Annotated in this window: 10 protein-coding genes and 1 pseudogene; 1 reads left to right on the top strand and 10 read right to left on the bottom strand. The window is 49.7% G+C overall.

Annotated features, from left to right (window positions below):
• Nucleotides 1-32 precede the first annotated feature (32 nt).
• A complete protein-coding gene (locus tag GO007_RS03415; protein WP_095095509.1) occupies nucleotides 33-1,163 on the top strand; it encodes an HNH endonuclease signature motif containing protein in 1,131 nt (376 codons plus the stop codon).
• A gap of 777 nt (nucleotides 1,164-1,940) precedes the next feature.
• Here GO007_RS03415 and GO007_RS03410 read toward each other — a convergent pair.
• The 10 genes and pseudogenes from GO007_RS03410 to GO007_RS29695 form a co-directional block, all read right to left on the bottom strand.
• Nucleotides 1,941-3,620 carry a hypothetical protein gene (locus tag GO007_RS03410; RefSeq protein WP_080884422.1) on the bottom strand — a complete coding sequence of 560 codons (1,680 nt, stop codon included), beginning with the start codon at nucleotides 3,618-3,620 and terminating at the stop codon, nucleotides 1,941-1,943.
• Nucleotides 3,621-3,623: 3 nt separating this feature from the next.
• Nucleotides 3,624-4,175 carry a baseplate complex protein gene (locus tag GO007_RS03405; protein WP_080884421.1) on the bottom strand — a complete coding sequence of 184 codons (552 nt, stop codon included), beginning with the start codon at nucleotides 4,173-4,175 and terminating at the stop codon, nucleotides 3,624-3,626.
• Complete coding sequence (locus GO007_RS03400) at nucleotides 4,147-4,869, bottom strand: hypothetical protein (RefSeq protein WP_080884420.1); 723 nt, start codon at nucleotides 4,867-4,869, stop codon at nucleotides 4,147-4,149. Before GO007_RS03400 ends, GO007_RS03405 begins: the two co-directional genes overlap by 29 nt.
• 26 nt (nucleotides 4,870-4,895) lie before the next feature.
• Nucleotides 4,896-5,168 carry a hypothetical protein gene (locus GO007_RS03395; RefSeq protein WP_142248191.1) on the bottom strand — a complete coding sequence of 91 codons (273 nt, stop codon included), beginning with the start codon at nucleotides 5,166-5,168 and terminating at the stop codon, nucleotides 4,896-4,898.
• Nucleotides 5,169-7,498: 2,330 nt separating this feature from the next.
• Nucleotides 7,499-8,329 (bottom strand): annotated as a pseudogene (locus GO007_RS29050) (phage tail-collar fiber domain-containing protein); the annotation flags it as partial.
• Nucleotides 8,330-8,338: 9 nt separating this feature from the next.
• A complete protein-coding gene (locus tag GO007_RS03385) occupies nucleotides 8,339-8,977 on the bottom strand; it encodes a hypothetical protein (protein WP_080884418.1) in 639 nt (212 codons plus the stop codon).
• Nucleotides 8,970-10,154 carry a baseplate J/gp47 family protein gene (locus GO007_RS03380; protein ID WP_080884417.1) on the bottom strand — a complete coding sequence of 395 codons (1,185 nt, stop codon included), beginning with the start codon at nucleotides 10,152-10,154 and terminating at the stop codon, nucleotides 8,970-8,972. The genes GO007_RS03385 and GO007_RS03380 overlap by 8 nt, the downstream gene beginning before the upstream one ends.
• Complete coding sequence (locus GO007_RS03375; RefSeq protein WP_080884416.1) at nucleotides 10,151-10,480, bottom strand: DUF2590 family protein; 330 nt, start codon at nucleotides 10,478-10,480, stop codon at nucleotides 10,151-10,153. Before GO007_RS03375 ends, GO007_RS03380 begins: the two co-directional genes overlap by 4 nt.
• Nucleotides 10,477-12,360: a phage tail tape measure protein gene (locus GO007_RS03370; RefSeq protein ID WP_080884415.1), complete on the bottom strand. Its 1,884-nt coding sequence runs from the start codon at nucleotides 12,358-12,360 to the stop codon at nucleotides 10,477-10,479. Before GO007_RS03370 ends, GO007_RS03375 begins: the two co-directional genes overlap by 4 nt.
• Nucleotides 12,360-12,515 (bottom strand): DUF6890 family protein, encoded by a 156-nt coding sequence (locus tag GO007_RS29695; protein WP_318351349.1) that lies wholly within the window; start codon nucleotides 12,513-12,515, stop codon nucleotides 12,360-12,362. The genes GO007_RS03370 and GO007_RS29695 overlap by 1 nt, the downstream gene beginning before the upstream one ends.
• Nucleotides 12,516-12,534 lie beyond the last annotated feature (19 nt).

Genomic DNA, 12,534 nt, shown 5'->3' with positions numbered 1-12,534 from the left:
AAAATTCATCAACCACTCATAAAAGGGTTATCATGAACAAAGAAAACATTAATAAACACGGTCTTAAAAGATACATTGAGGCTGATATTAGAAGAAAGATAAGACATGATGCAGGTTATGGATGCGTGATTTGTGGGAATATTTTTGTTGATTATGAGCATATTGAGCCAGAATTTAAAGATGCTAAAAAACACGATCCAGAAAAAATGACATTACTGTGCAAGGGATGTCATGATGATGTGACAGACACAAGAATTTCAAAAAAAAGAGTTTGGCTAGCAAAAGAAAATCCATTTTCAAAACGTAATAAATTAGTTAAGGGACTTCTATACCCAGAAAATGAAGGCTTTAAGATACAGATTGGTTCTATAATTTCCATTGGAGCTCCAATTTTCATTAAAGTTTATGGTAAACCATTATTCTGGTTTTCTGAACCAGATGAGAAAGAAGGACCGATAGGATTTAACGCCATATTCAAAAGCACTGATGGCATACTTGCATTTATTGAAAAAAACATATTCCATGGAGTAACTTCGAATTATGACCTTGATACTCACGGCGCAACAATCGAAATAAGATTAGATAAAGGTAAAATAGTTTTGATAATGATAGCTAAAGGCGATGAACCACTCAAAATTGAAAGATTCTCTATGGATTACTTAGGGGCAAATATCAGCTTTAACGGCGAAGGTATACATATTAACGGGGTTAATAACATTTCGACAGAACAGTCAACATATCTAATGAATAAAAATTCAGATTCATGTCTCTTTTCTATATTTGGCCCACCATGGGAAAAAGTAAAAGATGATATTGGTTATGCTAATAAAGTTTGCATAGCAGTCAGAGCAACACTGGGTAATGCATTAATCTCCCCAAAAGGAGATATTGTCGGATGGATATGTGGTGATTGGGTCATATCCCCTAAGTATACCAAAATTGCCATAATAACCCCTGGACCAAACGGAATAATGTGCTTATGCAATATAGTCGGGGAGTTTATAAGTCTACTAAGGGAAACCAAATCCGGATTTATATCCGTTTATCCGGATGATAAGTATGAATCAGGGGAGCCAATATGGGTATCAAATCAAAACATGAAAGCAAAAAACGTCTTCTTACATAAAGAGTATGATTTATCTCACCGTCTTGTTTTTGACTAATTATTATCATTAGTGCCGTTATATATTCGGCACTTTGAAATGTTAGTTCACAGCTCTCATCCAAGATATTGTGGCGACTCTACCTACAATCAAACACAAATTCAATCATTCACAAAACAACCAATAAACGCGCCTGTAATCCTAAAAGCTGACCTTTCAATCCACTCAAAAGTAAAGCTTGCTTCGTATATTGCAATTCTCTGCATTCAAACGCCTCCACACCACAATCCGAAATCTATACATAGTCACAGTTTAATCTATCTCGCTTTTTTCAGTCACGTTCACGGGGATAATTCTTCGCCAGACCGCGCCTGCTCTGACTTTAAAAGCCACCCATATTTTCAGCAAATACCACCACACGCCCCCCCCTTAGACTCACATAAAATATAAAATATCCCTTTTTATCTGATAGTTAAAATCTTAATTAGATCCTTCGCAGATCCTTCCCTCTGAAAAAAACTGAAATTCTTTTCACTCTTTTCAGTTCTCGACCAACTGCACCGCCCCACCCGTGGCGCGGGCTGACGGTATCCTTTATAAAAAATTCCGACTGAAAAATTTTTATGATCCAAAAAGTGCAGGCGGGTGCGGTGTAGCGCCGATTTCGTCCGGTAAAGATTTATTTTGTCGGGCTGTGGCGCAGCCAGCACCCCGCTGTTGCAACGATCTGATTTGCTGATTGTCGGGCGTGTGGGTAATGTTATGTGCGGTCTGGGCGCGTCTTGCGCGGTCTGGTGACGGGTACAAAAAAACCCGCATTACGCGGGCTGACCAAGGTTACTTAGCGATGACGGGGGAGTATTTCGCGTTGAGTGTATCGGTCTTCGTCGCCACACCCTCAATGTCTCCGGCGTTGGTTGGTGGGCCGGTGTCCGGGTGGGTATGGCTGGCGGTGAGCGTGGCCAGTTCTTTTACCACGTCGAGCGTGTCCAGCATCAGCTGTGTCACATTGATTTGCTCTGAGCCGATCCAGACCACCGGTGCAACAATCTGCTGCTGCACGGCGGCGACGCTGCGGCGTATCGTGCCAATCTTCTCTATCAGACCTTTGCCGGTGGTTGTGGTCTGCTGGCCAGCAACCTCCGTTTCATCATCGCCGCTGATTGTTGCCAGGCGGTTGCGGCCTGTGGCCACGGCATAATCACCTGCCGCAATATGCTGAACGGCCCCGGCCGTCAGCTGCGCCGTGCCAATCACCGTGGTTTTGTCAGAGGCTTTCACCATCGTTTCCCGCGTGACCAGCTCGCGCTTTTCCGTATCGGCGGTCACTTGCCTGGACATAGAGTTTTCACGGATAGCCTGATCGGTTTTTCGTTCCCAGTCTCCGGCCTGGGTGACGCGCTGCGATACCTCTTCGCGTTGCTGTTGCAGCTGTTCTCCCGGCTTCAGGTCAGGCAGGCTTGTACCGTCTGCATGACTGCCACGGATAAAAGGCTTATCCGGACGCCCCCCGGTGAACCCCATTTCGACCAGCGTTCCCAGCGCCGGGAACTGAAACAGTCCTGAATCATGCCCTGCCATCGGTACCGGCAGCGGTACGGCTGAGTAGACTGGCGTACTGCCGTCCGGGTTGCTGTTCGCGTCCAGCAGCTGCACATCCACAGCGTAGCGCGGGCGAAACGGATCGGCAAAATTACCGCTGCTGACTGGTTCCGTATGCGCCACGACCCGCCCCATTTTCGGTGTATGCAGTCCGCTGGCCAGCTCCGGGTAGTGCGCCTCAATCTGGCGCTGAAGCGGCGTTTTCTGGAGTGGCTGGCCGGTCTGCTTATTGCGCGGCGTCCAGGTCACGGTCATATCTGCGTTGTGCAGGTGTACACGGGTGATCCGCTGGCCGTTCATCTCCACACCGGGCCGCAAACTCTGTACCACCGGCAGTGTCATGCTGTTGCCGCCCGCCGTACTTTGGGCAAATTCAGCCGGGATGTCCACTTCCCGACCGGCAAACATGGCCCCGTCTGCACCGCCCAGATACAGCCCACCGTCCGGCAATGGATGCCAGATATAGTCCGGCACGCTGAATGCCTGACCCAGCGCACTCAGCAACTGAAAGCCGGTGCCGCTGTGGGTGAAATGGGGGATCGGTGTCGTCGCGTATCCGGAGTCCGGCACCTGCACCGTGATGCCGCTCTGCTCTGCCAGCCAGCTGCCAATCAGCTTCAGTGTCGGGTGTTGCATGGAGCACGGCCACTGTTTATCAAACACCCCTGCCAGCTCGCGCACAAAGAGACGCTGAAAGCCGTTCTCCGCTGGCTGAGAGCGTTCAACGTATCCGGTAAACCAGCGCAACAGCAAATCGGAATAGCCCACGTCTACCCGCACCAGTTTGCCGGTGTAGTCCTGATCCGTCTGCGCAGTGATAAATCCCCGGCCGCAGCTGTTCAGCTCCAGTACCAGATCGATATCAGGACAATGAACCTGCTGTGTTGATAAATAAACTCGCTGAACTGGTTTCACGTATTACCCCAGCGCTTCATTTACCGGTTTAAGCACCTTGCTCTCAAACCACGTCAGTTTTTCGTCACTTTCCCCGGCTGAGGCGGTTCCGCTGCCCGCAGCACCGCCTGTACCCGCCGTTTGCTTCTGCGCGGAGACCTTTCCGGCCGCACGCTCTTCCCGCTTTTCCGGTACGCTGATAAATTCGGTCAGCGTGAACGTGACCAGCCAGGACATGCGCCCTTCCTGCTGTGGCGCGTCCAGACTCCCGGTAAACGTGGCTTCACGAAATCCCACCGCACGGGCTACATCGTGCGCAACCCGGTATTTCTGGCGCTGCCCATCGTCGCCGGTGGCGCTTGCCAGTTCAAAGATGCGCTTCAGCACCTCCGGGGTTTTAAACGGCACTTCACCAGATACGCGCAGCTCTTTACCCTTCGTTCCCTGCTCTGCCCTAGCTGTGGAACTGGTCTGCCCTGACTGTTCTTTGTCCTGAAACTGCATGGTGAGCGTGACCCGCATGTTTTTCAGAGGGATACCTTCGCCGTTAAGCGCCAGCGTCGCTATCGAGTTCATGTATCATCTCCCTGAGTCCTGCCAGATTTTCCCCTACCATCATCACCGCAGCGCAATGCACCGCCGACACGGCCGGAATATCTTTCACCATATTACGCAGCGTGGTGGTGATATCGCCCTGTGCGGTGAACGTCCAGGCTCGGGCGGTTTTCCCCTTCAGAGATTCCAGACCACTGGCCACCTCGCTGAGAATGTTGTTTCTTTCCTGGATAAAGTCAGCCAATGCCTCCCTTGCCCCCACAAGACTGACCCCGGATGCAGCCTGTATCTGCGCTTCCGCAACGCGTTGTCCATTCAGCGCAGCGCGGGTTGTCGGTGTAGAGAACGGCACGGCCGCAACTGACGCGGTTGCAGGTGACGGGATCAGCATCCTCTCTGTGGCCAGCTCTGCCGCCGACTTTGCCAGTCGTTTAACCTGCATCATGGCCGGAAGCGGAAGCACATCAGCCAGGTCGCCCAGGTTCCGCACAAAATCATCATGACCGCTACCGGTTAACAGGAATATCACCACATCTGAGATATTGCCCACGCCTGCCAGCTGCTGTGACAGATACGAAACAGCGTTACCAGGACTCAGATAGCTCCCGTTTTCCGTTTGCTGCCCCAGACCATAAATCCATTGATGTGCCGGAATGACGGAGCAATTAATATCAGTTAATCGCTCATTCAGTCTGATATTTTTGTACTGCCACATATATCCCCCCTCATAAAGCATAGGCGTTACAGCGCTATTTCTTCTCGTAAACTAGCCTCAGCCTCATTAAGAGGGTTTCCATTACCTGAAAAAGTAAAACTATGAATATAACTTCCCGGATTTGAACTACCGTTAATGACGACAGAAAACTGTACCTGGCAAATATTCTTTGCATCAAGCCCGATTACATTTACTGCCTCAAAAGCTAGCTCTGCTGTAATGACTTCATTCACATCTGATGCACCAAACTCAGAATATGACAGCTGTCGTGATACTTTTTTGCTCACCGTAAATGACATACCCACCTCTATTGTAAATAAATACCTGTTAACGTTCCTGATGACATAACTTTCCCAACATTCGCTTTCAATCCGCGTGAATTCAGGCTCAATTGAAAATCTACCCGACTCCCGGTAGCAGAAGAAAAAAAAGTCCCCCCAACATTTCCTGGCGCTACAGAACCTGGCATTTTCACTGGATTAATCAATGTTTCTGAATTACCACCCGCACTGACAGTGAACGTCAGGCTCAGATTGTTTTCACGGGCAACGTTAAATGATGTTGAAATACCATTCGCACCGGCAGAGCCTAACCACAAGGCGGGACTGATATACCCAACAGTTTCATTGCTGAAATACTTGCAATTTTCACACACAGAGAACTCAGCTAAATTAGCATTTATCGCCGTAACACTTGTCTGAGAATAAAGCCCGACAAAAAGCACATTTGATGCGAGAACCGGCGTGTTATATCCACTATTGAAAGTGATATCAAAGGGCAGGCCTGACAATGAGTTAAAAACACCTCCATTGACAACAAAGGTTGAATTCCTGTTCAGGAGATTGCCCGTACTGTATGTTCTGTCTGATATTTTTCGTAATGCACAGCTACTGAACTCATATCTGCCACACTGATCGGTATAAAATGCTATTGGCGAATTCGTATTCTCTGTATTTCTTGCATTCCTCATTTTAAAGTCAATATTATGATAGTCATAATTTAAATAAGGTCTTATCACTTCCAGGCCTGCCAGCGATACATCATTCATCTCGATGAAGTTTGTTGGCTTATAATTAAGAGTATGCGTAATATTCACAGATTCCTTGTTATACGCAGGCACCCTCCATCCATGCAAATCAATACATTCAGGCTCAGTCGAATTGAATCTTGCATCTTCAATTTTCACTCTCAATGGGAAATATGTTGTTTGTTGTACGGAGTCTGCTTTAATTATTGAATCAAAACGCCGCCCTTGTATCGGATCAACACAATTCAGCCCCTTTACGATAATTTCACGGAAACCCCAAGGTTCAACGGGAGAACCTTCCGGGATGTACCCCAACCCACCATTGTAGGAATATGCAGAAAACAGCGACACACCGTGCCCGGTAGATTCCCTGTATGCGGAGGCATCCCCAACAATAGTCAGGCCGTTTATATATATATTACCGTCAAACACACCACTAAAATCCGGGCGAGTATTAAAAATTCCGGCAATTTCCCGGTATCCACCATAAAAAGAATCATCAAGATCAACCGTAATACGGCTTATATGCATATCTCCCATACCAAATACAGAGAACCCCCAACACCCAACCGAGCAATCTTCTGCATTCAGAGTGCCCATAAATGGATCATGCATATCGATACGATTCAGGTTGCACTCTTTATATGAAAGGTTTGTTGCTAACTGCCCACCAACCACCCCCCAACCATACCCCTGAGCACAGCAGTTTTTGAATGAAAGTCGATTGACATAATTAAAGTTTAACGTATAGGCATAAGCAATCTGTCCCCCCACGACAGGATATGAAGGATACTCATCATAAAGATCCTCCACGCTAATATCATAACAATAATTCAATGATATAATAACTGGATTCTTTTCATTATCCTGTAACGGCCTGTTGTATATTGCCCCGCCATAGATTCTGGCACGGGTGATATTATTAAAACGCATCACCCCATTATTAGACGGCCCATTAATAAAATCCCATGCTGGCAAACGGAACTCTGTTATTTTCTTTTTAACCGGGAGAGCTATCACCTCATTTACGGATGACACCCCATACTTCATCCTGTCATCCATTTTCCCTCTGTTAGAAATGCGGGTATTATGCCACCAGTACTTAGTTTTTCCGCGAGCAACATACAGAGGATCAGCACCACGTATAAAAACAGCATGGCCATTAAGTACTGAGGTGTTTTTTAATCCTTTCAGGATGCTGTCACCAGGAGAGATCGGGACATTATTAATGGCTGAAACAACTGCACTTGATGAATCATAAGTGACTGGTAATTCACTCTGCGTCCCCAGAAGGTATCCTGTGAAGTTAGCAGACGGAACAAACGTAGCTCCATCCAGATCAAAACCTGCGGTACTGGTTGCAAATGTGTTTCCTGAAATAAGATATCTTCCTGATTTCTGAACAACAGGAATACCCAAGTCGTTAGAGTAATTAAAAACATCAATAATGGCCTGGGTAACGTCTTCAGAAGCATCATTTTTAATGTTGAACATATCAAATGACAAAAAAGTCACCAGATTCTGAACAGTTCCTGCCGGGTATATTCCAAGATATGATGAACCACTTCCTTTATTATTAGAACCCAGTTCTTTCAATGAAAATCCGGAAGGACGCAAATCTAAAACAGTACCGTCAGCATTGATGGCCGCAATGGCAAATACATAATGCTGTTCATCATTGTCATGATAATCAGAAAGGGATTCAGCAATTGTCAGCTTTACCGAAGATGCCCAGATGCTGGTAAGCGTACCTTTCCAGCTTACATCAGCCCAAATTTTTACCGGCTTCTGGTCAACGGTGACAGTCTGATCAAACAATAATTCAGCACGAACCCCGGCAATGTAGCCAACACCCTTTTTTACGACGCACTGCGATCCGTTTTTGCTGACCAGGAAACCATCCCCAAAAAATGAGGCTTCACCATAGATATCAATATTTTCACAGCGGATACGCTCATCAACACCACCCAGGCGAGCCGTGAAATCAATCTGCCAGGTATCTGCCGGGGTGATAATCTGGGTCTGCTCTGACGCGCCGTTATACTCCATCAGGAAAGAGCGGGTTAAAACGTTACCCTGCTGGCCAGTCGCCGTTTTAATTTTCTTCTGCATGGGCGCATGGACAATCATCGCCACGACATTATTCGCTTTGTTAACCAGGCCAACCCAGTTAAATTCAAAATCCCCGACATCCGCGCCCATCACGACGGAATACACCACCGCGTTATTGTTTACCATGCCGGTTTTACCCACCGCCTGACGATGGACAATCATCGCCTCTTCCGGCAACCCTTCACCACGATCAATAGGACTGGTAATGTCCAGATTTGGAATATTTGCAAACACAAATTCATCAAGAATGACAACGCCACCGTTTGCCGCTTCCTGGGCTTTTAACTGTTCAAAGGCGGAAGTAATCACCGTCTGACTCATAAATAATACCTACAGTTTTGCGCCAAACATGGCGTTATCATTGATTCCATCACTGGCCGGGAAACAGACATATTCCCCGTCCAGCCGTTTTTCCCCACCGATATATTCCCCGGCGTAATAGCAGATTAATTCCCCGTCATTCCACCCGGCGTTGATATACAGCTGAAGCGTGGTCATTACCTCAAACCGATAGCGGCGGCAGGTGCGGCCGTACTGGCGGATAATCTGCATCATCAGGTCGGCGTTCTGTGCTATCTGGCTGTCCGATACCCTGACGATGATGACGTCCCAGTCAATTTCCGGCTGACGTTCCAGCAACTCCACGTAGCCAATCCCCAGGCGTTCAAAGATGGCAATAAAACCGGCGATGGAGCCTGAGTCCGCCGCATTCACAAAGGCATACGCCACGCGCTTTCTGAACAGGTACAGCGGCTCACCGTTGAAGCGGGTAATATCCCGGTCATAGGCCATCAGCCGTAAAATTGACTCCGAGCAGGTCAGCGGGTCGAACTGGTTAACCGGCCAGGTGATCCACTCCCAGACCAGCTTCCAGTAGCGCCGGGCTGTATTCAGTAATTTGCGTGGCTCGCCTTTGTTCATCCATGAAGGTAGCGTTAACCCGGCCAGTTTTTTATCAAAATCAGTCATGTTCGATACTCACCGTCAGGCTGGCCAGACGTGGGACGTTCAGATCGCTGACGATATCCCGCAGGGAAAAGGTGACTGAATCCACCGCCGTAAACGTCCGGTGGATCTCCCTGCCCAGATTAGAGAAGGAGAACCGGCCATACGGCCACGTCTTCTTCACGCCATAATCCGTGTTTTCCCGAAATGCACAGCGCACCAGGTTTTCCACACCCGACAGCAGCGCATCGCGTTCATCAGCCAGCATGTTGTCCGGGTCAGGCAGGTACAGGACAACATCCAGATCGTGGGCTGTTTCCGGCATAGCGAAACACTGCATGTCATCGCCGTGTCCGTGGTGGCCCTGGGTATTGATGTAGTCATTTACCGCCGCCACAAACGGATCGGAGATCACGCCGCTGTCCAGCAACAAATAGGCGTTAGCGGTTCCTGGGCCGCGCGGGGCGTCGTGCTCAAAATAGATACGGTCAATGCTCAACCCGGCGATACCCGCAATCATGGAGCGGTAGACCGCATCGGTGTGGTAATTACCCACCAGGTTGAACTGGTTACGGCAGCGTTCACGAAGTTCATCATCGCTCTCTTCATCAGCACCCGGCACCGTCAGCCAGTTTTCTTCACTCACCACATGGCTGATACCTGACACCGCCACAGGCAAAATCCGGTAATATCCCGGCGCGAGGTTATACGCGCCACCCGTCCCCTCCGCTTTCACCGGCACCAGTGCGCTGGCAGTGCCTGCGGTGAGAGTGAAATCTTCCGTTACCGCAAGGCGATATACCGTGCCGTTGATACGCTCGGTCTGCACCAGCGTTCCGGCTTTAATCGTGACGACTGCGGCCGGTGAGGCTTTATAGAAGCGGATAACACCCTGTGCGGCCGTTGCCGGTTTAACCGTGATATTGACCGACCAGGCCAGCAAACGCAGCATCTGCCCGGTTGCCGTCGCCACGAACATATTGGCCAGCACGGTATGGATTAGCACGTCGCGAAGCCACATCACCGGCGCGGTGACGATGGCCGTGATCAGCCGCCAGAACGGCGACATTTTCGACGTATTGGTGATAATCCCCTCTTCTGCGGCGATGATATTAAACCGGCTGCGGGCCTCGTCGGCCGTCGCGGGCATACCGCTTTCACTGACCAGAGTTTCAAAATCCACCTGCGGTTTTTCCGTCATAGATCCACCCTCAGCGACAGCGCACCAAAATCATAGGTATCTGCCGTCACCCACAGGCGCGACAGCGTTTCTTCCGTAATGGATACCGTGCCGGGTATCAGCCGTTCATCGTCTTCAATCAGTAATTCCATGCGGGTAAAAATATCGCCACGCAGCGTCGGGCTACGTTCGGCAATTAATTCCGTTGCCAGTCCGCTTTCAATAATGCTGTGAATCACGTCCTGTCCGATACTCTGGCGGTTATTACATAAAACAGGCTCATTACCGGTATTCAGGACAAAATCATCATTTGTAATCAGCAGGTCGATATACAATAAATCACTCATAATCCCATCTCCTGCCACTCCTGCAATTTACCTGGCGTAAATGGCTCCTGCGGATAAATATTCACCGTACCGATGCTGTTACCACGCTTATCCACTTTATTATTATTGCTGTTATTAATGGTTCGGCTGATACCGCCCGGCTCAACGCTGCGTAATTGCCCACCCGTTGAAAGTTTATTTTCTGTCACGGGTGGCGTTGTCGTGGTGGTGCTGATATTCACACCGGGGATCATGTTCAATTTATCCACAATCCAGCTCCATGATGCGCTGAAACTTTTCTTAATGGCCTGCCATATACCGTCAAAGAGTTTCATTATTCCCGACGCCATGCCGCTTAATGCGTCGAGCGGTGAAAATCCCGTCAGCAGCGCAATAAAACTATTCCAGCCCGCTGAAATATATTCCCACACGGAGGCAAAGAGATTCGCCAGCCAGCTGACAGCCTGCGCCACAACCTGAAACGCGGCCGTGTCCATCACAGCGGCTTTGACCGTGTCCCAGTGCTTAACCAGCAGATAACACCCGGCGACCAGCAGCGCGATGGCCCCGATAACCAGCAAAACCGGCCAGCTCATAAAGTTAATGGCGGCACCGGTCAGCATCGCTGTCGTACGAACCACCATCAGCGCTCCACTGACCAGTTTCAGCGCGGCTCCCCAGCCCGTCAGGATGAAAGCAGACAGCCCCATGATAATATTCAGGATCGCCCCCACCGCAGCAAACCCCAGTACTGCCATTGCCACCCAGCCCACCACGCGGGCGATATTCGGGAATAAGCTCATCCAGCGGGCAAAGGTCTGACCTATCTGCGCGGCCCAGTCCAGCAGAGGGTTAAGCGCCGGAACCAGCGTTAACCCGATGGCAATCTGAATAGCCCGGATAATGGCCATAAACCGATCCATCGGTTTAACCAGTTTTGCTGCCGCCTCCTGGGTGCGTTTAAGCCCGTCCGCGCCGCCCAACTCGGTGATATTGCGCTGGAGCACGGACACATTGCCGTAAAGCTGCTTTACCACCGCCGAACTATCGCCGAAGGCGTCATCCAGCTCTTTCTGGGCTTTCAGATTGCCTTCCAGGCTCTGGCCGTATTTCCCCTGTAGCTTAGTGAGAATATCCGGCATGGAGAGCATCTTCCCGGCCGTGTCAGTGAACGACAGGCCCAGCTTTTTACCACCCTCGATAGCTGAGGTCATAAAGCCCTCGTAGGCACTGCTGGCTTCCGTTCCCAGGGTGCGACTCAACTCACCCATCACGGCCAGTTGCTCATTCATGCCGACCCCGTAGTTTGTGCCCGCGCCGCGAGCACCTTCCATCAGGTCTTTGACCATCCCAATTTCCAGCCCGAAGCGCTGGCGCATCAGCGTCATTTTCCCGGCCAGCTGCTCCGCAAACTGTACTTTCCCCAGCGAATCAGCGTCTGTGCGGAAGTTAGCGAACATCTGGCGCATAAACTCAGCCGTTTCTGCGGTGGATGATTGCATTTCAAATGCCATCAGGTTGGCGACCTTCGTCACCTTCGGCAACTCCTGCCCGGTCAGCCCGGCAATGGCGCTGTTAATCTCTGCGGTGGAACGGACAAAATCGGTGGCCACCGTGCCGTAAGTGGTGCTGAAGGCCAGCGCGTCGCGCTGGACAGTCTTCAGCACGCCAGAATCAATGCCCCTGGCGGACTGCTCCTGAAGCGCATTAAACATATCAAATGCCGGTGCCAGCATTCCGCCGATGGACTGCCCCACGCCATACAGTGCAGCGCCACCGATACCGATACGTTTAAACGCCTGAACAGACTTATCCGCAAACTGAACAGCCGAATTCTGCGCAGCCTTAAGCGGGCGCGTGAATTTATCAATCAGACTTAACGTAAAATCCAGGCTGTTCATTAGCTTCCCTTAAAAGCAGTCCCAATTCCGTTCGCTACGGCCACACTCATATTTTCCCAGTAGCGATTATCCAGCCACAATGCAGCAGCAATATCATCCAGTGAATCATCACCGCATGGTAAATAATGTCTGCGCAAAATATAATACTGTTCCATCCCGTTCTGATTAATGGCG

Source organism: Klebsiella sp. 10-1, assembly GCF_009758445.1.
GTDB classification, from domain to species: domain Bacteria; phylum Pseudomonadota; class Gammaproteobacteria; order Enterobacterales; family Enterobacteriaceae; genus Klebsiella; species Klebsiella scottii.
Note: the sequence above shows the minus strand (reverse complement) of the source record. Positions and strands in the feature narration are given on the sequence as shown.